A 24,164-nucleotide genomic window follows, 5' to 3' on the forward strand; every position below is an offset into this window, starting at 1 on the left:
CTCATGGGGTTACTCCTTTGCGCTTTCAGCGCTCAATTTGATAAAGATTCGCACCTCTATCAAACCGGGTAACCCCGCTTTTCGCAAGGCCCTACTGTCCGATCAAATCTAAACTACTACACTTTATTACCCTCAGAGATAAATTCGGGACGCCTTTCAATCCAACTGTAATCTTCGTCAACGAGCGTTCGCTGATAATTAACATCAACGAGTCCAAGCCGTATCCAATTATCTACCATTGCGGGTAAAGATGGGGCCTCGATAGGTTGTAGTTTCTCATCTCTTGAATCAAGCAGGTGACGATAAAGTGTATTTACAGTGAGGTGTAACTTACCCGTATCTCGCGTAAAGTAAATTTCTGCTATAGGAAAGGAATAATCCGAAGCAAGCACCGTTTGAAGTAATTTTGCCTCCTCTGCGCTGAGCTGTTTAATTATCTCAACAAAAGCAGGATGTGCTAGGTTCCCCGCGCGATCATCCATTGCCGAAACAAGAAGATTTAAATACATTTCTTTTAAATCTTTTTCTTCATGAGAGAAGGCAAGACCTTGAAGTGCAGGCCCTGCAATGGAAGCTTTTGGTTCAACGATTTTTTCCTGGGGAATACCGGCCGCTTTCTGTGCTATGTCGATCGGGAACTGGTTGGCAAAATACACCTTAGCTTTATCGAAAGCAAAGTTCACTGCAGCCACTGGAAGTAATATATTGTTGATAGCTTTCGTAAGGGTAAGGGCCGTTTTACCCAGCTCACCTCCGGCTTCTTTTACCTTCGGATTATCACCTGCGGCCTTGATAACCTCAACAATCACCGAAACTCCCTCTTTTACGTTTTTAAGTTGTTCTTCCACGGCTATTTTATTTAATCCCCAGCCATGTCGTCACTCACCGTAGATTGTACAGTGAGGTGCGTACACAAGTGCCCAATTCTAGTTAAACACTGATGAAGTAAAGGTTACAGGTTTATCTGGAAGGCGATATGGATATAGATGACTACGACGGCCCAGGTGACGATGACATAAACGATTTTCCCTTGCGAGCATTTAAGTCCTATGATCTCAATCGCTGAATCGAGCTGAACGATAGATAGTTAAAGAACAGGGGGGTGCGAAGATGGAAAAAGGAGAAACAAAGAAGAGATGAAGAGAACGGGTACGTGAATAACCCACGACATGTGATGTGCACGCAACTAAGGGGCCAGGATGAAAGGGACTTTACTGCAGTCAGTCGAGTGACACGATTAAGGGCGTGAAGAAGGGATTTCTCTCGGCCCGGTGTGCCAAAAGTGTGCCTAGGAGAAGAATAAAAACGGCCCCCATACTGAAGGCCGCATATTTATTGGTGGGTCTGGTTGGACTCGAACCAACGACCAAGGGATTATGAGTCCCCTGCTCTAACCGACTGAGCTACAGACCCTCTTACAACTTTAAAACTCTTAACCTGGAATTGTATTGAACTGGATACTGAAGGCTGATCAGCCTTCAGTATCCAGGAAGCTGCGCAGGCGCTCGGAACGGGACGGATGGCGTAGCTTGCGCAGTGCCTTGGCCTCGATCTGGCGGATGCGTTCGCGCGTCACATCGAACTGCTTGCCGACTTCCTCCAGCGTGTGGTCGGTATTCATTTCGATGCCGAAACGCATGCGCAGTACTTTTGCTTCACGCGGTGTCAGCGAATCCAGTATATCTTTCGTAACATCGCGCAGGCTGGCATAAACCGCCGCATCCGCAGGCGCCATGGTGGCTGAATCCTCGATGAAGTCTCCGAGATGAGAATCTTCGTCGTCTCCAATCGGGGTTTCCATGGAAATCGGTTCCTTGGAAATCTTGAGAATTTTACGAATCTTCTCTTCCGGCATTTCCATTTTCTGCGCGAGGATGGCGGGCTCCGGCTCCTGCCCGGTTTCCTGCAGGATCTGGCGGGAAATGCGGTTCATCTTGTTGATCGTTTCGATCATATGCACCGGGATACGGATGGTACGCGCCTGATCCGCGATGGAACGCGTGATGGCCTGACGAATCCACCAGGTTGCGTAGGTAGAAAACTTGTATCCGCGCCGGTATTCGAATTTATCCACCGCCTTCATCAGGCCGATGTTGCCTTCCTGAATGAGATCGAGAAACTGCAATCCCCGATTGGTGTATTTTTTGGCGATGGAAATCACCAGTCGCAAATTCGCTTCGGTCATTTCACGTTTGGCGCGGCGCGCCTTCGCCTCGCCCGTGGACATGCGACGGTTGATTTCCTTGAGTTCCTTCAAGGGAATACCTACCTGCTTTTGCAGTGCGAGCAGGTTCTGTTGCTGTTCCACGATCTCGGGGCGATAACGTTCCAGCGCGGCGCTGTAGGGCTTTCCGAGCGCAATCTCCTCATCCACCCAGTTCAGGTTGCTCTCGTTACCGGGGAAGGTCTTGATGAAGTGGTTACGCGTCATTCCCACCTTGCTTACGCAAAGCTCCATTATTTTTCGCTCGTAACCGCGCATTTCATCCACCAGCGCGCGTTGCGTATCGCACAGTCGCTCAACCATTTTGGCAGAGAAACGGATAGCCATCAGCTCGGATGAAATCTGCTCCTGGATGTCTTTATAGGCTTTGTTGCCCGACCCTTTCCTTTCGAGCACTTTCTGCATCTCGTCATAAGCCTTTTGAATCACTTCAAAACGCTCCAGCGCGTCATTTTTCAGCTTGAGGAGGTTGGCATTTGCAACTGCGGTGACATCGTCGTCTTCTCCTGCGTCCGAGTTCAATTCCTGTTCCAGGGATTCATCGGAAATCTCTTCGCTGATAATTTCTTCCGTGCTGGGATCGAGCAACCCATCCACCAGCTCATCGACACGCATCTCGTCTTTCGACACTCTATCGGCGAGTTCGAGAATTCCGGCTATGGTTGTCGGACAGGCGGAAATCGCCTGGATCATGTGCTTCAAGCCGTCCTCGATACGTTTTGCGATTTCGATTTCGCTCTCACGCGTCAGCAGTTCCACCGAACCCATTTCGCGCATATACATCCGGACAGGGTCGGTCGTGCGCCCGAACTCCGAATCCACGGTGGAAAGCGCGGCTTCCGCTTCTTCCACCACATCCTCATCGGCCACGGTAGGCGCGGTTTCAGACATGAGCAGCGTTTCTGCGTCGGGCGCTTCGTCATAAACGGAAATCCCGACGTCGTTGATCATGCTGATGATATTCTCGATCTGCTCCGCGTCGAGCATGTCGTCGGGAAGATGATCATTGATTTCGGCGTAAGTGAGATAGCCGCGCTCCTTGCCCTGCACGATCAGGTTCTTGAGACGCAGGCGGCGCGCCTCGAGCTCCTGGGAGGCTGTGGCTTTTTCCGGATCCCTGGCTTGGGAGTTTTTTCCTTCCCTGACCGCCTTTGATCTTGCGATCTTGCCATTGGCGAGGGCAGGCTCTTTTGCCGCCATCACTGCCTTCGCAATCTCGATCACCTGCTCTGGAGCTTTAGCCATTGAATCTGTTTCCGTTTCACTGTCATTTTCGAACATTTCTTCATCCACCTTCGTCAGTTCTTTTGCTGCTGCTTCTTTCGCCTGCGCTCTCAACAGCTTCTTCATATCTTCAGATTCCTTGATTGCCATCCGAACCTCGCCCTCAGATTGACTCGAAACTTCGGCAGACACAGCCGTCTTTGCTTTTACCGCTGCTTGAACTTGTGCCCGGGTTTGATCACGTTCTTTTCCGAGTTCTTCTCGTTGAAAAGTAAAATTTTTCCATTATATCAGAACATGCTCGCATTCATGCCACAGCTGGCAGTTCTGCTTCAGGGCATCCCCATTCGCTGAAGCTCTTGCCTTTCCTCAAGGGTAAGGGCGCTCAGGGATTTATTGTGCAGCACTACCATGCGTTGCTTGCGTTTCATCTCATGTAATCGCGCCATCGCTCCGGCAAATTCCGCTTCCAGGTCGATCTCGCCGTCCCAGCCCAGTGTTTTGCTTGCCGCCTGCTCAAGGAGCGCCCGATGGGGACTATCGCGAAAATAAACAACCATCAAAGGTATCGCCGTACCTTCTCCCATGTGGGGGTGGGCGTCGATAAATTCAACCAGTGCCGCCAGCGCTGCTACTTCTTTCTCATATTTCTGGTCATACGCAAGCAGCTCCCTGTCAAGCTTCTGGATATAGACAGGGTGGTACAACAATACCTGGAGCAGCCATTCGTAGGGAGAAACAGGCTTCGGACGGGAAGGCTTTTCGTGGACCGGAAAAGCGGTAACCCGTCTGATCTTCAAAATACCCTCCAACTCCCGCTCGCTCAGACCACTGATCTCCGTCAATCGCTTCACCAGCATCAATGCAAGCCCGGGTGCAGTAATTCGCCCCAGCAAGGGTTTGGCATCCTGCACCAGCTTGGCACGGCCCTCGCTACTTTTGAGGTCGGCTCGCGCCGACAGTTCCCTGAAAAGAAAAACAGATAGGGGCAATGTTTGCTCAAGCAGTTTTTCGAAGGCGCTCCTGCCATGGTTGCGGATGTAACTGTCAGGATCCTCCCCCTCTGGCAGAAAAAGAAAACTGATGCTCTTGCCGTCGGCAAGCTGTGCGAGGCTGTCCTCCAGGGCGCGCCAGGCTGCTTTTTTTCCAGCACTGTCTGCATCAAAGCAAAAGACGATATTATCGGTCTGCCGCAGCAGCTTCTGGATATGGTAAGGCGTGGTGGCAGTGCCCAGGGTAGCTACCGCGTATTCGATTCCATACTGGGAAAGAGCCACTACATCCATGTAGCCCTCCACTACGATAACCTTTCCCGCTTCCCGGATCGCACGCCGGGCGCCAAAGAGATTGTAGAGTTCGCGGCCTTTCTGGAACAAAGGCGTTTCCGGGGAATTGAGATACTTGGGCTCCCCCTTCTCCAGCACTCTGCCCCCAAATCCGACAATCATCCCTTTGAGATTGACGATGGGAAACATGATGCGATCGCGAAACCGGTCATAACACTTGCCCCCATCGCCCTCGACCATCAACCCGGCCTGTACCAGCAGGCGTTTCCTGACATTCTCCGGTTGCCCGGAGAATGGAGCGTGCAGGTTCTGCCAGCCTGCGGGGGCATATCCGATACCAAAACGCGCAGCGGTTGCGCCCGTCAGGCCGCGCTGCTTCAGATAGTCAATCGCATTTTTCGAAAGCTTGAGTTGCTCCCGGTAAAAACGCGCGGCAACCTTCATTGCCTCAAGCAGCGCACCCGGGGAATGTTCTGTTCCCTCTGTTCTGTCCGGCTTTGCCTGTGCAGAATCCGATTGAGACCCTGGCCCCGTTTCAGCTTGTTGCACGGGGACCTGGAGCCCGACTCGAGCCGCAAGTTCATTCACAGCCTCCACGAAGTGCATGCCACCGTACTCCATCACGAAACCAATGGCATTACCGTGGGCACCGCAACCGAAACAATGGTAAAACTGCTTGGTGGGGCTTACCGTGAAGGAGGGGGTTTTTTCACTATGAAACGGGCAGCAGGCGCTGTAGTTCGCGCCTGCTCTCCTGAGGGGCACGTCGCGCTCGATGACATCGACAATGTCTGTCCGGTCGAGCAGTTCCTGAATGAATGATTGTGAAATCATTTATGACAGATCAGGCAAGCATATGGAGAGTGGAGCGCGGGCAGAAAACTCACTTGAAACTCACTTGTGAGAAAAGAACATCCCACTTTTGATACACGCAGTACCTGCAATTGAAGTCCGCTACCTCAATGAGGCCGCAAGCGATATGTCAGACGGCGAGTCTGGTCTTGACCAGAGCAGATACTTTGCTCATATCCGCCCGCCCGGAAAGCCTGGGCTTGAGCAGCGCCATTACCCGCCCCATATCCTGTTGTCCCTTGGCGCCGGCAGTGGAAATCGCTTCAGCGACAGCGCATTCCACCTCGGTATCGCTCAATGCCTGAGGCATGTAGGATTGCAGCACCTCCATTTCATACTTCTCTGCATCTGCGAGATCCTGCCGGTGTGCTGCTTCATATTGAACAATGGAGTCTCTGCGCTGCTTGAGCATTTTTTCGATAACGGCAACAACGGCCGCATCATCCAGCTCTTTGCGCTCATCCACCTCACGCTGCTTTATCGCAGCCTGCAACAGCCGGATGGCATCACGCCGCCGCGCCTCACCCGCTCGCATCGCGGCTTTCATATCTTCGGTTATTTGCTGTTTCAGACTCACGGCGGCCGAACAGAATTTACAGAGATTTACAGATAACTTTTATTTTTCGACTGACTTGAACTAGTAAAGTTTCGGTGGAAGCAACTGGCTGCGCAGGCGCTTGTAGGTACGTTTTACTGCTGCTGCCAGCTTCCGCTTGCGCTCAGCGGTCGGTTTTTCGTAAAATTCCCTGGCACGCAACTCCGTAAGCAGGCCTGTTTTCTCTATCGTCCGCTTAAAGCGGCGCATTGCGACTTCAAAGGGCTCGTTTTCCTTGACTTTAATAGTGGTCATGAAGATGTGGTTCCTTTCCTGAAAATGTTGATCAATAAAAAGTGACGACTCGTCTTCGTCTAAATATAGACAGCCCGCTATTATATAACAAGTAACAATTCCTAAAAAACTCCTGTAAAGAATCTGATTCTCTCTACCTCAATTGCTAGTACTCGGAATTGAAACCTCCTGCGACGAAACGGGTGTCGCGCTTTATCACACCCGGCAGGGCCTACTGAGCCATGCGCTATATTCCCAAACTGAAATGCACGGGGAATATGGCGGAGTGGTTCCGGAACTCGCCTCCCGCGACCATATCAGGCGGCTGCTGCCCCTCATCCGGGAGATATTTGCCGAAGCCGGCCTCACACTGCAAGACCTGGAGGCCATCGCATACACTCGGGGTCCGGGGCTCGCGGGCGCGTTGCTCGTAGGCGCAAGCGTGGCAGCCGCGCTTGGCTTTGCGCTCAAAGTTCCCGTGCTCGGGATTCACCACCTCGAAGGCCATCTTTTATCTCCTCTGCTCTCCGACCCTGCCCCTGCTTTTCCATTCGTAGCGCTGCTCGTATCGGGCGGCCATACGCAGTTGATGGAAGTGACCGGTCTGGGGCAATACCGATTGCTTGGCGAAACTGTGGATGATGCGGCAGGAGAAGCCTTCGACAAGACAGCCAAGCTGCTCGGACTGGGTTATCCAGGGGGCCCCGCACTTTCCCGACTGGCGGATGAATTTTCCCGGACAGGCCAATCCTTGCCTTTCGAGCTTCCACGTCCCATGCTCCACAGCGGCGATTTCAATTTCAGCTTCAGTGGTCTCAAAACAGCGGTGCTGACACTGGTGAACAAACACGAGATGACATCGCAGAGTCGCGGCGCGATCGCACAGGCTTTCCAGGAGGCGGCGGTCGAAGTGCTGACCGAGAAATCGCTTGCAGCCCTTGCAAAAACGGGACTTACCCAACTGGTGGTGGCCGGCGGGGTGGGAGCAAACCGCCAGCTGAGAAGCAATCTCGACCGCAGGGCGGAAACGATTGGCGCTACGGTATATTATCCCAAACTCGAATTCTGCACCGACAACGGCGCGATGATCGCATTTGCAGGGGCGATGCGCCTGGAATCTGGCTTGGAATCTGGAGAAACCGAGAGTTTAAAGCCCGGCAGGTTTACGATAAACGCTCGCTGGGATCTGGAAATGCAGGAAAAAATTGGCCAGGACACATAAGATGCCATCAAGATGCCATCGGTTTTCGGACTTGCTCTGCTCTCCGGACATAGCCGGGAAGGCGGGTTGCGCAGCATCCCTCAAGAGGTGTTGCGCTTGCCAATACGCGATTCCCTGCCAGCGATCAGGTCGGCGATATTTGACTTATGCCGCCAGATGAGCAGCAGGGACATGATGAAAACAACAAGGGTGCGCGCTTCGAAGCCGAGAAAAAATAAGGCATAGAATGGCGCCAGGCCTGCTGCCGCTATTGCCGCCAGCGATGAAAAACGCCAGATTACCGCTACTGCGAGCCAGACGGTGACCGCAAGCAATCCCATCCAGGGATTGAATCCCAGCAGTATCCCCAGCGCGGTCGCCACTCCCTTCCCACCCCTGAAATGCAGAAACATGGGAAACAGGTGGCCCAGAAAAACCGCCAGGGCCGCTGCCGCAACTGCCTCGTTACCCAGGCCCAAAAAGGGTGCATAATACTCCGCCAGCACGACCGCAAGCCAGCCTTTCCCTGCGTCCCCCAGCAATGTAAATATCGCTGCGGATTTTTTCCCGGATCGAAGGACGTTCGTGGCGCCGGGATTGCCGGAGCCGTACGTGCGCGGATCAGGCAGTTGAAAGAACCGGCTCGCCAGCACGCCAAAGGAAATCGAGCCCAGCAAATATGCTGGCAGAACCAAAGCTATCAGCGTCATTTTTGCAAATAGAATAAAATCCCCTGCTGATTCTACTTGAAAACAGCTTCGGCAATGTTGCTCGCCGGTGCTTTAATGCTTAACAATGGATATTATCTTCCTGCACGAACTCAAAGTTAAAACACTGATTGGAATTTACCCGTGGGAGCTCAAAGTTGCGCAGATGATCCAGCTTGATCTGGAGATCGCATTGCCTGCAAGCCGGGCCTGTCAGACCGACAATTTCGAGGATGCGCTGGATTATGCCCTTATTGTGCAGCGCATTCAGGAGATCCTTTCCGAAAGACATTTTTCCCTGCTTGAAGCCTTGGCCGAGCACATCGCCCAGACCATCCTGCTCGAATTCAAATCACCGTGGATCAAGGTAAGCGTGGCGAAACTCAGCGCGATTCGCGGTGTAAAAAAAGTAGGCGTGCGCATCGAACGCGGATCGTGCGGCGGTTAAGTGCCTCGGAACCCAGCTCAAACCAATAATGGCCTGCTTTGAACGTCATACCGGCTTTCGCCGGTATGACGTTTGTACTGTTTGCTCGCCGAATCAATAAGACATCAGCCTGCCGCGAGCGCCGCCTCTATTTCGGTAAAGGTCCTGGCAATTTCCACTGAAGGAATGATAGTCCCGAGTTGCTTTTCGATTTGCGTCAGGGAAAAAATTCCGCAAACGGTGGGCGCGCCATCCACCCCATTCTCTATTACGAGGGTATGCTGCCGCCCGGTGTCACACAGGCTGGCGATGATATTTCCGACTCTTGCATGCTGGATTTCTGACATGTGAATCGCTTCCAGCCGATCCAAAGGGGTCATGATGTCGGAAACAAGAATTTCATTGTGCTTGACACACCTTTCCTGAATGAAACGCAGCGGTTTTTCCCCAAGAATGTCGGTCGCTGTGATAATGCCTGCGAGAAGCTTGTCCCCATTCAACACAAGCAGAGATCGTATTCCGCGCAGCATCATATAGGCATTAGCCGACTCCATGGTCACATCCGGCTCGATTACAGCGGCCGGAATATGCCGTAAGTCGGTCATTACGACGAGCGCGGGTGATGTCAGAGTTACCGGTGCAGGCTGGACTGGCGTTGCCACCCGTACAGCGCCCGTGAGACGCTGCACCGGGAGGAGATGATAGTCGGACATAACGATATCCTCCACGTTAGAGAGGGAATACGCTTGAAATCAGTGAAATCGAATCCAAGCATTCCCCTGAATCTAACTCTACGCCCACCTTTACAAAGGGTCAATGCGACTTTTTGTAGCGTCGGAATATAGCAAACCGCAAAAAGAGCTTCTCATCACGCCAGACGCTCTGCCCGGCTCGCCAGCCTTTCATCCATTTCATTTGGAGTACAACGCTACCCGTGCTTCCCGGCAGAAAAAATCTGTCGCGAGCGCAAAAACTGTCAGCGCCTGCTCGATCCGACTTATGTGGGAAAGCGAACAGAGGCGCGTAGCCAAACTGTAGAAGATTCCCCTAACGCTTATCGCAGAGATGGGACCGATGGATCTGTTCCGGTTTGCGATTTGCGGCAGGCTCGATTAGAACGTTCAGTAATTGCTACTCTATCCGACAGTTTCTCTCGTGGAGAACAGTATATGAAAAACGCATACAGGGGCTTCGATCTCAATACTGCCGAATTTGATAATTGGCTTGAACCTGCCACTACCAGGATGGTAAAGCATGCAAAATCAAATAAAAACAAACTCTGGGGTGACTTCGAGGGTAGCCGGATAAACCGAAAGAAAAAGCGCGAGGCCAGATCCGACTTGTGGGCGAAATAGATAACGATTTTTTCTGAATCAGCAAGCCCTTCGACAGATTCTGGGCACAGGCTTCATCTCTCTCAGAAATTATCGAAGTGACTGACATCCCTGATATCTTCGATATCCTTGTTCAGCTGGCTCAGCATCTCCACAGGTTCAGTCGCCTGGGTAATAGGTCTGCCAATAACAAGATAATCCGATCCGTTCTCAATCGCCTGACGAGGGGTTGATATCCTCCGCTGTTCATCCGGAGAACTATCGGCTGGCCGTATTCCCGGCGTGACCAGACAGAAATCCGCACCCATCGCCTTTCTCAGCCTGGACGCCTCGAGCGCGGAACATACGACTCCATCCAGGCCGCAATCCCGTGTAAGCGATGCAAGACGCTGCACCACGTCCTGCGGTTCGCCCTTCAGGCCCACCTCATCGAGATCGCTCTGATCCATGCTGGTCAGCAGCGTCACTGCGATGAGCCTGGCTGTTCCCGGCGTCACGGCTTCACGCGCTGCTGCCAGCATTCTTCTTCCACCCAGCGCATGCACGTTCATCATCCACACTCCCAAGGCTGCGGCTGTCCTGCACGCATTTGCCACGGTTGTGGGAATGTCGTGGAATTTCAGATCGAGGAAGATCTCGAAACCTTTACCCATCATCGTTTCCACCAGCTGCGGCCCGGCAGCGGTGAAGAGCTCTTTGCCGACTTTAAGCCGGCATAGCGAGGGATCCAGGCGGGCTACAAGATTGAGTGCGGACATTGAGTCCGGAAAATCCAGGGCGACGATAATACGGGGATCATTCATACGCAATTTATCGGGAACGGAAATCACAGGAAGGTATAGTGGACTTACAGATGAGCGTCCGGGACGTCATATTTTCTCCGGTATGAGGCGAGTTGCCGTCTTTGCCTGAATACGATGGCGAGGCAGCCTGCTGCGCCAAGCGCCACCCCGAGAGCAAAGAAAAACAATATTACCAGTACCAGCGGTGCCGTCCATTCATAACCGAAGTAATAATAAAGCGTTACCGGTTCGACATTTCTCACGGCAAAGCCCAGCAGGAGGAGAAACAGCACAATCCGCAGGAACCATATCAGATAGCGCATGATCAGTTTTTCCGGAAAAGAACTTGGGTTGACATCAGGAGCATTGCTCAAACCAGGACGACACCGCGCACGCAATCGGCGAGCGCGTTCCCCCTGCATAAAAAAGCGGCATGATCTTTCAATCATGCCGCCATTATATCCATCCGTTCAATTTGTGTTTTTCAGTTTTTCTGATCCACCCGCTCCCTCATTTCCTTTCCTGCCTTGAAATGAGGGACGTATTTTTCCGGTACCCGGACTTTTTCTCCCGATTTCGGATTACGCCCGACACGCGGAGGACGGTAGTTCAGATCGAAACTGCCAAATCCGCGAATTTCAATACGCTGTCCTTGTGACAAACTCTTCGCCATCGCGTCAAGTATAACCTTGACTGCCAGCTCGGCATCTTTTGTTCCCAGTTGAGGATGGCGAGCTGCAAGCCTCGCGATCAGTTCAGACTTTGTCATGACGCCCTTTATTGTTCCGTATTCTTAACATCCATTTTGGCTTTGAGCAAAGCACCCAGACTGGTGGTTCCCGCGCTGGCGGATGCGTCACCTGCCACCTTCTGCATCGCGTCGGATTCCTCTGCCATATCCTTTGCCTTGATGGAAAGATTAATGCCACGGTTCTTGCGATCGACGTTAATAATCATCGCCTCGACCACATCACCTTCCTTCAAATGAGAGCGAATGTCCTCAACCCGGTCGCGCGACACCTCTGAGGCGCGCAGGTAGCCTTCGACATCATTCTCGAGTGAAATCACGGCGCCCTTCGCATCAATCGACTTTACCGTACCTTTGACAATGCTATTCTTGTCGTGAACTGAGACAAAGCTGTTGAAGGGATCGCCTTCCAGTTGCTTGATGCCAAGCGAGATACGCTCGCGCTCCACATCGATGGACAATACCATTGCCTCGACCTCGTCACCCTTCTTGTAATTGCGCACGGCTTCTTCGCCCGGCTGATTCCAGGAAAGATCGGAAAGATGCACCAGCCCGTCTATCCCGCCTTGCAATCCGATAAAGACGCCGAAATCCGTAATGGATTTGATCTGGCCACGCACCTTGTCGCCTTTTTGATGATTCATGGCGAAATCTTCCCACGGATTCACTTTGCACTGCTTCATGCCAAGCGAGATGCGCCGCCGTTCCTCATCGATCTCAAGAATCATTACCTCCACTTCATCGCCCAATTGCACCACTTTGGACGGGTACACGTTCTTGTTGGTCCAATCCATCTCCGAAACGTGCACGAGGCCTTCAATGCCTTGCTCGATTTCAACAAACGCACCGTAATCAGTAAGATTGCTGACCTTGCCGAACAGCCGGGTATGGGGAGGATAACGTCGTGACAATCCTACCCACGGGTCTTCCGTCAATTGCTTCATGCCCAGCGAGACGCGGTTTTTTTCCTGATCGAATTTAAGGACTTTCGCGGTTACTTCATCACCCACGCTGATGACCTCGGAGGGATGCTTCACCCGCCGCCATGCAAGATCGGTAATGTGCAGTAAGCCGTCTATACCTCCCAGATCCACGAATGCGCCGTAATCGGTGATATTCTTGACAATACCCTTGACGATGGCACCTTCGGTCAGGTTGGCGAGCAACGTCTGGCGGTCGGCGCCCTGGGTTTCTTCCAGCACTGCGCGGCGAGACACCACTACGTTGTTTCGCTTCCGGTCAAGTTTGATAACCTTGAATTCCATCTCCTTGTTTTCGTAAGGAGTCGTATCCTTGACCGGCCGGATATCCACCAGCGAGCCGGGCAGAAAGGCGCGAATGCCATTGATCATGGCAGTCAATCCACCCTTGACCTTGCCGCTCACGATACCCGATACGATCGCGCCGTTTTCCATCGCAGCTTCCAGATCATGCCAGGCGGTAAGGCGCTTCGCTTTGTCCCGTGACAGGCGGGTTTCACCATAGCCATCTTCCAGCGCCTCGATGGCGACGCTGACGAAATCGCCAGGCTTGGCTTCAACTTCGCCCTTGTCGTTCTTGAATTCCTCGACGGGGATGAAACTCTCTGATTTGAGTCCAGCGTTTACGACTACAATGTTGTAATCGACCCGGACGACCTGGGCGGTGATGACTTCACCGATACGCATTTCCTGACGGGAAAGGCTTTCTTCAAATAACGCTGCAAAACTTTCGGAAGAATCGACAGCGGGGGAAACAGTAGCCATTGTAAAAACCCTGATGTGGGGTCCCATCAAAACCGGCAGATTTTCATGGGGTTAAGGTTAATAATAACTGCCCTGGAGGGTTCTCTTTTTTGAGAGCCCATAACGATATGGCAGCACTCGTATTACGTATTACCGACGTTTCAACTGCCCGGACATTCGAAATATCCGGCTTCAACTGCACTTCCTGCTCTGGTTCATCCTGAATCCAGCTACCCGGCATTCGATGCGATTGAATGTGAAAAAACACAAAATGGTCCGGGAAATGGATTTTTTACGTGTTCCTGTCACTCAGGAGCGCTTGAAGCCAAGCGAGGGCAAGCTTATAGGATTTGACGGATAGAACCTCTCTACACGACATGCTCAAATGGGTCCTTTTGCAGAAATTTCAGCGTACAGACTCAATACGCGATCTATCGCCTGGTTGATGTCGAGTGAAGTGGTATCCAGCAAGTGTGTCCCTGTGCCTAATTGCAATGGCGCAATGCTGCGATTGCTATCCCGCGCATCACGCTCCCGTATGTCCTGCAAAAGGGTGGCAATATTAGCACCCATCCCTTTTTCCATCAACTGGTTATAACGCCGCTGAGCACGTGTTTCAGCAGTCGCCGTGAGAAATACTTTGAGAATGGCAGCGGGAAACACGACCGATCCCATGTCGCGCCCGTCGGCTACCAGACCCGGAATCTGGCAGAATGCGCGCTGTCGTTCCAGCAGCGCCGCGCGAACGAGAGGATAAGCGGCTATTCTGGACGCCGCATTGCCGCATTCTTCCGAACGTATTGCATCCGTGACGTTTTCATTGTCCAGGTGTATCTCCGCATCTGCAAAAACGACATTCAGATGTGCAGCGACTCCACTCAGCGCATGCTCATCCCCCAGTTCGATTCCCGATCGCATTGCGGCCAGCGCCGCCAGACGGTACAGCGCGCCGCTGTCCAGATAGTGAAAGCCGAGTTTTGCGGCGACCCGTTGCGCTACGGTGCCCTTGCCGGAAGCAGAAGGACCGTCAATCGCGATGACGGGAATATCCTGAATATTCTTATCGTTCATAAAATATCAAAAGAATCGACCGGGGTGGCGAATTTACCCTGGGCTGGATCGGCATGGATGATGGCCGCAAATTTTTCGAAATAATCAGGAAACGTCTTTGAGACACACTGGGGATCATTAATTCGAACAGACGCGCCAAAAGACACGAGAGAAAAGCACATTGCCATGCGATGATCGTCATAGGTATCAATAGCCGCATTCGCCATCAGTTCCCCGGCGGGCGGCGTGATTTGCAGAAAATCGTGCCCTTCCTCCACTTCTGCGCCGAGTTTGCGCAATTCCTGCGCCATGGCTGCAATACGGTCAGTTTCCTTTACGCGCCAGCTCGCGATATTCCTGAGAACGGTGTTTCCCCGCGCGAACAAGGCTGTCACTGCAAGCGTCATCGCTGCATCCGGAATATGGTTGCAGTCCAGATCGATTGCTTGCAGGCTACCGGATCCGGGAGCGCTTGCTTCGATCCAGTTATCGCCAAATCTGATATCCGCTCCCATCTGCTCGAGCGCCTCGGCAAAGCGAATATCTCCCTGGACACTATCACGTCCTATGCCTTCGATGCGTACGGGCCCTCCCCCGATAGCGCCGGCCGCAAGAAAATAGGAGGCGGAGGACGCATCACCCTCGACGAATACCTGACGAGGACTCCGATAGCGCTGGTCTGGGGATACAGTAAAGCGTCGCCAGTCCTCCCGCTCCACTTGCACCCCAAAGCGCGCCATCAAGGCGATGGTAAGATCGATGTAGGGTCGCGAAATCAGTTCCCCTGTCACGGTGATGGTCGGCAATACATCCATTTCTGTTCGCAGGAAAGGCAGTACCATCAACAGGGCAGTAAGGAACTGGCTCGATACATTGCCCCTTACCGTCATTTCTCCAGGATGGATCTGCCCGGGTTTGATCTGGAGCGGCGGGAAACCTTCCTTCCCGAGATAGGTAATATTCGCGCCCACTTGACGTAGAGCGTCGACCAGATCGCCAATGGGGCGTTCATGCATTCGCGGCACGCCAGACAGGCAGTAGTGCCCTTGAGCAAGCGCCAGCACGGCTGTCAATGGACGGAAAACGGTCCCTGCGTTCCCTAAAAACAGGTCCGCTTCCGTTGTAGGAAAACGAAGGGGAAACTGGCTTCCCACCCCCTGCACGCGATAATGGTCTTTACCAATCTGAAGGATGGATACACCCAGAGTGGAAAGCGCATCGAGCATGCGGGCAGTATCATCGGAAGCCAGCAGGTCGCATATATCGGTTACCCCCTCCGACAGCGCAGCAAGTAACAAAATTCGATTGGAAATGCTCTTTGAGCCAGGCAAGCGAACGATACCCTGAGCACGCCCGACTACCGGCAGGTCAATAAATTTCACACGCTGCCTTAGAGATTGTCTTCATCGATAAACAGCCAGTCCGGCGATAAAACCCGCTATTATAATCGACCTCCAATTCCGAATAAATAATAAGCCAATTGGCTCCCGGGAAGCAGATCATGCTCGAATCTCCAGTATCTCCCGGACAATCCGTGTATGGAAGGACGCATTGACATTGAAAATGCCGCACTGGTTCAAAGATAATTCCCAGACCATCGGGCGCACGCCATTGGTTCGGCTTAATCGCGTCACGGATGGCGCCCCGGCAACGGTACTGGCCAAGATCGAAAGCCGTAATCCCGCTTATTCTGTAAAATGCCGTATCGGCGCGGCAATGATCGAAGACGCGGAGCATCGCGGACTGCTTTGTGCCGGAATAGAACTGGTGGAACCTACCAGCGGCAATACGGGCATCGCCCTTGCTTCTGTTGCAGCTGCGCGCGGCATACCACTGACATTGACCATGCCCGAAACCATGGGTCTGGAACGTCGCAAGCTGCTTCTCGCCTACGGGGCAAAACTGGTTCTGACCGAGGGCGCACGGGGCATGAAAGGCGCGGTGGCGAAGGCCGAAGAAATCGTTGCTTCCGATCCAGGCCGATACCTCCTGCTTCAGCAATTTTCCAACCCGGCCAACCCTGCCGTTCACGAGCGCACCACGGGACCGGAGATCTGGAACGATACCGACGGGGCAGTCGATATTTTTGTTGCCGGCGTGGGCACGGGAGGCACCATTACCGGTGTTTCGCGATATATAAAGGGGACGAAGAAAAAGTCCATCATCTCGGTCGCCGTTGAGCCCGCTGCCAGCCCGGTGATCATGCAGCATCGGGCTGGTGAACCGCTGAAACCCGGACCTCACCGAATTCCGGGAATTGGCGCAGGGTTCATTCCTGCAAATCTGGACCTCTCTCTCGTGGATGATGTACAGCAGATCAGCAATGAAGATGCGATTCACTATGCACGTCGCCTTGCACGCGAAGAAGGCATTATTTCGGGGATTTCATGCGGCGCAGCGGTTGCAGCCGCGTTAAATCATGCGAGGCGAGCGGAAAGCGCCGGAAAAACCATTGTTGTCGTTCTGCCGGATTCAGGAGAACGCTATCTGAGCTCCAACCTTTTTGAGGACGTTTAGGAGGCACGCTTAGGAGGCTCAGGAATAGCCACGTTGAGTGATAATAAATGTAAATGAAGGAATATTTCTGATTGAAACGAACAGGGCTGGAAATTGGCGGCGTAGTGTCCGAATTGCGCGCACTGCGGCTCAAATCCCTGGAAAACCGGCAGAGACGCGACAGGCCCCCCAAGCTTCCTTCCCGCAAGGTGCTGGTCGGCATTGCGGATGGACTGGGAGCCGTGTTGTTTCCCAATCGTCTGGGAATGCCCGATCTCACCAATGAAAGCGTCGATTATTATGTAGGCCACACGCTCGATGTAACGCTGCGGGAATTGATGGTGCAGGTGCGCCGTGAACTGCGCTTTGCTAGTGATGCGGACGCGACAGGCAATTCTGAAAGAGAGCGGGCAGCGGGAATTACGCAAGCCTTTGCCCAAAGGCTGCCGCATATACGCAGTTTGCTTGAAAGCGACATTCAGGCAGCCTATGAAGGAGACCCGGCTGCACGAAGCGTGGATGAGGTTCTGGTATGCTATCCCGGAATTACCGCCATTACCTATTACAGGCTGGCGCATGAGTTGCACCGGCTGGGCGCGCCATTGATCGCCAGAATGATTTCTGAAATTGCTCATTCTTCCACCGGCATCGAAATCCATCCCGGTGCGCAAATCGGCGGATTCTTCTTCATAGACCATGGCACAGGTGTGGTTATCGGCGAGACCGCCATCATCGGCGAACATGTGCGCCTGTACCAGGCTGTCACCCTCGGCGCCAAGCGCTTTCCAGTGGATGAGCATGGGGCTCTGGTAAAAGGCAATTTGCGTCATCCTATCGTCGAAAATGATGTCGTCATCTACGCTGGCGCGACGATCCTGGGACGCATCACTATCGGCCGAGGCTCGACCATTGGCGGGAATGTATGGCTCACCCGCAGTGTGCCTCCTGGCAGCGTCATTTCCCAGGCGCAGACACGTAACGAGGTGTTCGATGGCGGTGCTGGCATCTAGTCCAGGCTGCGGGCTACGCAAATCTGCTCGCAAAACACCTCGCCATCATCCCGTAATGCGTGAAATATCCGGGCTCAGGCTTCGTTGCGGAAAGCTGTCGGACTGCAAATGCTGAAGCACTTCGATCTTGCCCGGTTTTCTATTCCGGAAAAACAACTCCGCGGAGTCAGCTCCGCTATACCACGGTTTCGGTGGTTGACGCCCGTACAGGCAATATTTAGACTTGTGGAAAAAAAACAGGTACAAACACCGCAATGAGTTCCTCAAGCAGGACAGCCACCCTACCCGATATCATGTACCCAAAATGCATCAAGTGCGGGAGCGAAAGAACGCACCATTCGCGCGTGCGTCCCGGCGAGCGAACATTGGGGATGCTGTTCCTTCGACCCGTACGTTGCCGGCAATGCAAGGAGCGCTTCTGGGTGAAAAATTCCAATGCCTTTCTTGCATTGGGGGGAGCGCTGTTCATCGGCGCATTGCTGATTACAACGGTCTGGCTGATCATAGAGCACAACATGGCTGATCCCTATGCGGGACCCGCCGCGGAAACTGGAACCGAGAATCCTGTTACCCCCGCGGCCAGCAAACCGCAGAATAGCCAGGAAGCGCTCCTCGGCCCGGCACCGGGGACGCGCAGAACTCATGACATCAACCAGTCGTCCGGAAGCATCACCCCTTCCGCTCCTGCGCGAAATCCCGTGGAGGATCATAGTTTTACCGTTCGGCTATATCAGGAGGCGGCGATTAACGGAGACGCGGATTCCCAGTATAAGCTCGGGCTGCTGTACCTGACGGGGAACGGCGCCCTCCAGGACTTTGCCGAAGCTGCAAAATGGCTCCAACTGGCCGCAGAGCAAGGCTACGGGCCCGCACAATATGAGCTAGGCCTCATCTATCGCAATGGATACGGTCTCCCTACGGACCATGTGCAAAGCTACGTATGGTTGAATCTTGCGGCCGCCGCCGGCGTCCAGCAGGCCATGGCAGCCAGGGATGAAGTCATGCGCGCGCTAAGCAGCAAGCAACTGGCACAGGCACAGAAGATTTCCCGCGAGTGGCTGGCGGCACGGACCGGACCGGAAAGCGGAAAAGAGGCTGACCGGGTTGAATCAGCACCTCCCCGGCGTAAACAATAGCTGCTAAACCACGCGTCGCTGAATAGCACGTCCTTCCCTTCACCAGAACAACTGACTGCCAGGGGAGCTATCCTGGATAAATGATTCTCGCAGTTCGATTGCCAAGTCAAGGAGGAACACCTCATCTCATGAAAACATGAAAATTCGTCCAACATTCCTGATGAAGAGGAAATCCTCATGAGTGAAACTTTCGACGTTATTATCATCGGCGCGGGTACCGCAGGATTGGCCGCTCTCAGGGAAGTAAAGAAGCGAACTGACAATTTCGCCATTATCAACGATGGTCCCTGGGGGACAGTCTGCGCGCGTGTCGGATGCATGCCTTCCAAGGCACTGATTGAGGCTGCAAAGGCGTTCCATCGCCGCACATCCTTTGAGGAATTCGGAATCCATGGAGCAGATTGCCTCACGCCGGATATTGCAGCTGTCCTGCGACGGGTGCGCCGACTGCGGGATGACTTTGTCGCCAGTACGCTGAAGGCGACGGAAGTGCTGGGAGAGCAAGCTATTTCCGGGCGTGCGCGCCTTCTTGAAACAGGAAGGCTCGAGGTAAACGGGCAGGAATTGCGCGCTCGGAACATTATCATTGCCACTGGTTCCAGACCGTTTGTACCTTCTCCCTGGCTTGCACTCGACAGGCAGATCCTGACGACTGACACGTTATTCGAACAGAAAACACTTCCCGATCGTGTAGCAGTCATAGGCCTGGGGGCGGTGGGCGTGGAAATGGCTCAAGCGCTCGCGCGGCTGGGAATCGAGGTAACGGCATTCAGTAAAAGCGACACCGTCGCCGGTTTGAGCGATCCAAAAGTCAATGCGGTTGCGGCAGAGCTTCTTGCAGACGAGTTCAGGATACATCTGGGCAAGCAGGCAGATCTCCGGGTAGCTGATGGAGATATGCGGGTGCGTGCCGGGACACAGGAAACCGCGGTCGATGCTGTTCTTGCCAGTCTGGGCCGCAGGCCTAATATCGAGAATCTGGGACTGGAGACGCTAGGCATCCAGTTGAATGAAAGAGGGCTGCCCCCTGTTGATCCCCATACCATGCAGATAGCAGACCTGCCGGTTTTCATGGCAGGGGATGTGAGCGGCATGAGACCTCTATTGCACGAGGCAGCGGACGAGGGCCACATTGCAGGAATCAATGCCACCCACCCTGCTCCCATTCGCTTTGAGCGTCGCACACCGCTTGCGATCGTGTTTACCGATCCTGGCATAGCCATCGTCGGTAAAAAACATGCCTCTCTCGCCAGCGGAACATTGGCAGGAGAGGTGCGTTTCGAACGCCAGAGCCGGGCGCGCATGGCGCAACGTAACGACGGCATTCTGCGCATTTACGCCGAATCGGTCAGCGGCAGGCTCCTTGGAGCTGAAATGTGCAGTCCCGATGCGGAGCACATGGCGCACCTGCTGGCACTGGCGATCGGCCGCTCACTCACCGTGCATGACATGCTGCGCATGCCCTTTTATCATCCCGTCCTGGAAGAAGGTCTGCGGACTGCATTACGCGAGCTCTCGAAACAACTTCCCCGCTGCCGCGAATCCGACCTTGCAGGCTGTGAGGCGTTCGGTGCACAGGCGCTGGATTGATGCAACACGGACGTTACGCCGCGGATTTCGATATTTCATCAGCATATTTCCGGAACTCCGGCATGAAGTTCGAGGATACCAGAACGGATATCGAAAGCGTACAAATGCAGTCAATGCCAGAACTTAATATTTACACAGGAAGTCTTAGCTCGGGAATAGCCGAAGGGAAAACTTGATGAATGAATTCGCATTTGCCAGAGTGCTGCATGTGCTGGGAGTTGTGCTGTGGATCGGAGGTGTCGCCATGGTGACAGCGGTGCTGTTTCCCATTATGGCGAAAATGAAATCCGCAACCGAGCGGACGGAATTTTTCAGCCACATCGAAAACCGCTTTGCTCCGCAGGCGCGCTGGACCACACTGATCGTGGGGCTGAGCGGCTTCTACATGGTTCATGTTCTCGATGCCTGGCACCGTTTTACTGAGCTTCCCTTCTGGTGGATGCACGCCATGGTTGCTGTGTGGCTGATCTTCACCTTGATGCTCTTTATAGTGGAGCCCCTGGTATTTCGCAGGCAGAAGGCAAAAATGTCTCAACGCGATCCTGCGAAGGCTTTCGCACTGGCGCAGCGGATGCACTGGATATTGCTGAGTTTAAGTCTCGTTACCGTTGCCGGGGCAGTGGCCGGCAGCCACGGCTGGATGCTGCAGGGAGGATAGGCATGAGTTATGCAGCAATAAAAATGATCCATGTCGGCAGCGTTATAATAAGCTATCTTTTGTTTTCATTGCGCAGCATCTGGATGATCCAGGGAACTGCTGGCTTGAAACGGCGCTGGGTAAAAATTACACCGCATATAGTGGATACAGTACTGCTTGCGAGTGCTGTTGCGCTGGCTATCCGTATTCAACAGGATCCGATACATGACTCCTGGCTCAGCGCCAAGGTCGTCGGGCTGCTGCTGTATATCGGTCTGGGCATGACGGCGCTAAGATTTGGAAAAACGCGCAAGGCAAAAATATTCGCATGTGTCGCAGCCCAATTCGTATTTATTTACATCGTACTGGTCGCCCTGACAAAAAATCCCGCAGTTTTTTCCCCCATCTCGTAAGAAACTGGATCGCGGGCCTTGCATTTTCCGAAAAATCTTTCAAAATGCCCTGCCGACGCTCTCCGAGCGATTGCTGTGTCTTACATAAACGTAGTGTTATTTTTATAGAATGCCCATGCCTGTCTTAACCTTCCTCTGCAAGAACCTACTCACATGCTAGCGCGGTGGCGGTGGTGGGCTTACCCTTTGGCCGCGCTTTTTGCATTGAGTGTCATCGGTGCCCTGGTTTTCGGTTTCGCAGCATTGGTAACCATCCGTGCCTTACCCTCGCTCGATGCTTTAACAGACTATCGGCCCAAGGTACCGTTACGCGTATATAGCGCGGAGGGCATCCTGATCGGCGAGTTTGGAGAAGAACGACGCCAGGTTGTCAAAATCGATTCAGTTCCGCTGCGACTGAAGCAGGCAATTCTGGCTGCCGAAGACGACCGGTTTTATCAGCATGGCGGGGTAGACTACACTGGTATATTGCGTGCTGCTTATTCCAATTTCACCTCCGGCGGCTTGCGTCAGGGTGCCAGCACCATCACGATGCAGGTGGCACGAAATTTTTTCCTGACAAAGGAAAAAACACTGAACCGTAAATTCAGCGAAGCTCTGCTTGCGTTCAAGATCGAACACAGTTTAAGCAAGGACCAGATTCTCGAACTCTACTTCAACCAGATTTATCTAGGTCAGCGTTCGTACGGTTTTGCCGCTGCCGCGCAGGTTTACTTCGGTAAAAGCCTGAACAGGATCAATCTGGCGGAAGCCGCGATGCTCGCGGGACTCCCCAAAGCGCCTTCGCGCTTCAATCCGGTCGTCAATCCGCAACGCGCGAGAGCGCGGCAGGTATATGTGCTCCGGCGCATGCGTGATCTGGGCTACATTCCGAACGAGGAGTTCGAACAAGCGGAAAAACAACCGCTGCAAATCAGGCGGGAATCGCAGGAATACGCTCTGCGGGCGGATTACGTCGCAGAAATGGCGCGCCAGGCCATGTATCAGCGCCACCACGAGGATGCGTACACGAGAGGTTACAAGGTCTATACCACTATCCGTTTTCTCGACCAGGAAGCCGCTTATAATGCAGTACGCCAAGGCGTGCTGGACTATGACAACCGGCACGGTTATCGCGGCCCGGAAGCAGTCATAAAGCTGCCGGCGGGGGACTTGAAGCGAGAAGAAATACTCGAGGAAGCCTTGCAGGAAGTCACTGACAGCGATGGCCTTCTTGCTGCAGTGGCACTGGAGGCCAGCCCGAAGCGGGTCAAGGCGTACCGCAAAGGCGGCGAGATCATCGAAATCAAGGGTGACGGGCTCAAATTCGCGCAGCAATTTCTGCCTACCAAACCTGCTGCCAACCAGCAGGTTATTCGATCCGGATCCCTGATTCGTGTCCACAAAAACGAAAAAGGCGCTTGGGAGATTACACAACTGCCGCAAGTAGAGGCTTCACTGGTCGCCATTAATCCCCACGATGGGGCAATCCGGGCCATGGTGGGAGGGTTTGATTTCAACCGCAACCAGTTCAACCATGTTACTCAGGCATGGCGCCAGCCTGGCTCCAGCTTCAAGCCATTCATTTATTCCGCATCTCTGGAAAAGGGCTTCACACCGGCCACTGTCATCAATGATGCTCCGCTTTCGTTTACGGCTGAAGAGACCGGGAGCGATCAGTGGGATCCTCGAAATTTCGGGGACCGCTATGAGGGGCCGTTGCGCATGCGTGAAGCACTGGCGAGGTCAAAGAATCTAGTATCCATTCGCATTCTGCAGGCAATCGACGTGCAGTACGCGCAGGATTACGTGGCACGCTTCGGTTTTGATCCCAAGCAACACCCAGCCTACCTTGCGATGGCGCTCGGCGCAGGTTCAGTCACCCCGATGCAGATGGCGGTAGGTTACGCTGCATTCGCCAACGGCGGATTTCTGATATCCCCCTATCTCATACAACGCGTAGAGGATGTCAACGGCAATATCGTGGAGCAACCGAAGCCCCTGCTGGCAGGTGAAAACGCCAAGCAGATTATCGATCCACGCAATGCCTTTCTCATGTCCAGCATGATGCGGGATGTGGTGCAGCGCGGAACCGCAACCAGAGCAAAACAGTTGGGCCGTAACGATCTGGCTGGTAAAACCGGTACTACCAGTAATTATGTCGACGCCTGGTTCTGCGGATATCAGCCCGATCTGGTCGCCATTGCCTGGATCGGTTTCGATAACCCGAAATCGATGGGAGACAATGAAACCGGCGGTCGGGCGGCACTCCCCATATGGATGAATTATATGGACAAGGCGTTGAAAGGTGTACCGGTCGCCTCCTATTCCCCTCCGAGTGGTATCACAACCGCCAGGATCAATCCAGAAACCGGCCTGAGGGGCGCCGGCGCGACGCTGGAGGAATACTTCATGGAGGAGCAACTCCCTCCCGAAGAGGAGGATCCGATAGATATCACGATCAGGTCGGTGGAAGACATCATAAACGACTTTCTGTCGAATTAGAATTCGTGCG

General features: G+C 53.5%; 22 protein-coding genes and 1 tRNA gene. 9 read left to right on the plus strand and 14 right to left on the minus strand.

Features of this window, described 5'->3' with window-relative positions:
• Window positions 1-116: 116 nt before the first annotated feature.
• The 6 genes from AC52W5_RS04635 to rpsU form a co-directional block, all read right to left on the minus strand.
• Window positions 117-848: a DUF4393 domain-containing protein gene (locus tag AC52W5_RS04635; RefSeq protein ID WP_495670152.1), complete on the minus strand. Its 732-nt coding sequence runs from the start codon at window positions 846-848 to the stop codon at window positions 117-119.
• A gap of 488 nt (window positions 849-1,336) precedes the next feature.
• A tRNA-Ile gene (locus AC52W5_RS04640) sits at window positions 1,337-1,413 on the minus strand.
• Window positions 1,414-1,471: 58 nt separating this feature from the next.
• Window positions 1,472-3,574, minus strand: coding sequence for an RNA polymerase sigma factor RpoD (gene rpoD, locus AC52W5_RS04645; protein WP_495670153.1), 2,103 nt, complete (start codon window positions 3,572-3,574; stop codon window positions 1,472-1,474).
• 206 nt (window positions 3,575-3,780) lie between these two features.
• The gene (dnaG, locus tag AC52W5_RS04650; protein ID WP_495670154.1) at window positions 3,781-5,568 is read right to left on the minus strand and encodes a DNA primase; all 1,788 of its coding nucleotides are present in this window, start codon (window positions 5,566-5,568) and stop codon (window positions 3,781-3,783) included.
• Window positions 5,569-5,716: 148 nt separating this feature from the next.
• Entirely contained in the window at window positions 5,717-6,163 is a 447-nt protein-coding gene (locus AC52W5_RS04655; RefSeq protein ID WP_495670155.1) for a GatB/YqeY domain-containing protein, read from the minus strand.
• Between the two features lie 60 nt (window positions 6,164-6,223).
• Window positions 6,224-6,436, minus strand: coding sequence for a 30S ribosomal protein S21 (gene rpsU, locus AC52W5_RS04660; RefSeq protein WP_004179462.1), 213 nt, complete (start codon window positions 6,434-6,436; stop codon window positions 6,224-6,226).
• Between the two features lie 142 nt (window positions 6,437-6,578).
• Here rpsU and tsaD point away from each other — a divergent pair, with 142 nt between their 5' ends.
• Complete coding sequence (gene tsaD, locus AC52W5_RS04665; RefSeq protein WP_495670156.1) at window positions 6,579-7,637, plus strand: tRNA (adenosine(37)-N6)-threonylcarbamoyltransferase complex transferase subunit TsaD; 1,059 nt, start codon at window positions 6,579-6,581, stop codon at window positions 7,635-7,637.
• Between the two features lie 80 nt (window positions 7,638-7,717).
• On the opposite strand, the gene plsY is transcribed toward tsaD, so the two are convergent.
• Entirely contained in the window at window positions 7,718-8,326 is a 609-nt protein-coding gene (plsY, locus tag AC52W5_RS04670) for a glycerol-3-phosphate 1-O-acyltransferase PlsY (RefSeq protein WP_495670157.1), read from the minus strand.
• Between the two features lie 85 nt (window positions 8,327-8,411).
• Here plsY and folB point away from each other — a divergent pair, with 85 nt between their 5' ends.
• Complete coding sequence (gene folB / locus AC52W5_RS04675) at window positions 8,412-8,771, plus strand: dihydroneopterin aldolase (protein WP_495670158.1); 360 nt, start codon at window positions 8,412-8,414, stop codon at window positions 8,769-8,771.
• A 104-nt stretch (window positions 8,772-8,875) separates the two neighbouring features.
• On the opposite strand, the gene AC52W5_RS04680 is transcribed toward folB, so the two are convergent.
• The 7 genes from AC52W5_RS04680 to aroA all read right to left on the minus strand — a co-directional run bounded on the left by AC52W5_RS04680 (window position 8,876) and on the right by aroA (window position 15,770).
• Window positions 8,876-9,463 carry a CBS domain-containing protein gene (locus tag AC52W5_RS04680; protein ID WP_113067532.1) on the minus strand — a complete coding sequence of 196 codons (588 nt, stop codon included), beginning with the start codon at window positions 9,461-9,463 and terminating at the stop codon, window positions 8,876-8,878.
• 704 nt (window positions 9,464-10,167) lie between these two features.
• On the minus strand, window positions 10,168-10,887 hold the full coding sequence (pyrF, locus tag AC52W5_RS04685; protein ID WP_495670159.1) for an orotidine-5'-phosphate decarboxylase: 720 nt from the start codon (window positions 10,885-10,887) through the stop codon (window positions 10,168-10,170).
• A gap of 44 nt (window positions 10,888-10,931) precedes the next feature.
• Entirely contained in the window at window positions 10,932-11,315 is a 384-nt protein-coding gene (locus AC52W5_RS04690) for a LapA family protein (protein ID WP_495670160.1), read from the minus strand.
• A 35-nt stretch (window positions 11,316-11,350) separates the two neighbouring features.
• Complete coding sequence (locus tag AC52W5_RS04695; protein WP_011381373.1) at window positions 11,351-11,635, minus strand: integration host factor subunit beta; 285 nt, start codon at window positions 11,633-11,635, stop codon at window positions 11,351-11,353.
• An 8-nt stretch (window positions 11,636-11,643) separates the two neighbouring features.
• Window positions 11,644-13,359 (minus strand): 30S ribosomal protein S1, encoded by a 1,716-nt coding sequence (gene rpsA / locus AC52W5_RS04700; protein ID WP_074974767.1) that lies wholly within the window; start codon window positions 13,357-13,359, stop codon window positions 11,644-11,646.
• Window positions 13,360-13,719: 360 nt separating this feature from the next.
• Entirely contained in the window at window positions 13,720-14,409 is a 690-nt protein-coding gene (gene cmk / locus AC52W5_RS04705) for a (d)CMP kinase (protein ID WP_495670161.1), read from the minus strand.
• Window positions 14,406-15,770 (minus strand): 3-phosphoshikimate 1-carboxyvinyltransferase, encoded by a 1,365-nt coding sequence (aroA, locus tag AC52W5_RS04710; protein WP_495670162.1) that lies wholly within the window; start codon window positions 15,768-15,770, stop codon window positions 14,406-14,408. Before aroA ends, cmk begins: the two co-directional genes overlap by 4 nt.
• Window positions 15,771-15,951: 181 nt before the next feature.
• Between aroA and cysK the strand changes: the two genes are divergently transcribed.
• From cysK to AC52W5_RS04745, 7 genes are all read left to right on the plus strand, one after another.
• Window positions 15,952-16,905, plus strand: coding sequence for a cysteine synthase A (cysK, locus tag AC52W5_RS04715; protein WP_495670208.1), 954 nt, complete (start codon window positions 15,952-15,954; stop codon window positions 16,903-16,905).
• Between the two features lie 71 nt (window positions 16,906-16,976).
• Entirely contained in the window at window positions 16,977-17,894 is a 918-nt protein-coding gene (gene epsC / locus AC52W5_RS04720) for a serine O-acetyltransferase EpsC (RefSeq protein WP_074974721.1), read from the plus strand.
• Between the two features lie 422 nt (window positions 17,895-18,316).
• Window positions 18,317-19,030, plus strand: a complete 714-nt coding sequence (locus tag AC52W5_RS04725) for a tetratricopeptide repeat protein (protein ID WP_495670163.1) — start codon at window positions 18,317-18,319, stop codon at window positions 19,028-19,030.
• A gap of 177 nt (window positions 19,031-19,207) precedes the next feature.
• Entirely contained in the window at window positions 19,208-20,620 is a 1,413-nt protein-coding gene (locus AC52W5_RS04730) for a dihydrolipoyl dehydrogenase (RefSeq protein ID WP_495670164.1), read from the plus strand.
• A gap of 175 nt (window positions 20,621-20,795) precedes the next feature.
• Window positions 20,796-21,278, plus strand: coding sequence for a hypothetical protein (locus tag AC52W5_RS04735; RefSeq protein ID WP_074974718.1), 483 nt, complete (start codon window positions 20,796-20,798; stop codon window positions 21,276-21,278).
• Between the two features lie 2 nt (window positions 21,279-21,280).
• Window positions 21,281-21,670 carry a SirB2 family protein gene (locus AC52W5_RS04740; RefSeq protein WP_112891897.1) on the plus strand — a complete coding sequence of 130 codons (390 nt, stop codon included), beginning with the start codon at window positions 21,281-21,283 and terminating at the stop codon, window positions 21,668-21,670.
• Window positions 21,671-21,823: 153 nt separating this feature from the next.
• Window positions 21,824-24,154, plus strand: coding sequence for a penicillin-binding protein 1A (locus tag AC52W5_RS04745; RefSeq protein ID WP_495670165.1), 2,331 nt, complete (start codon window positions 21,824-21,826; stop codon window positions 24,152-24,154).
• The last annotated feature ends 10 nt before the right edge of the window (window positions 24,155-24,164 follow it).

It is taken from the genome of Nitrosospira sp. CT (assembly GCF_059489795.1).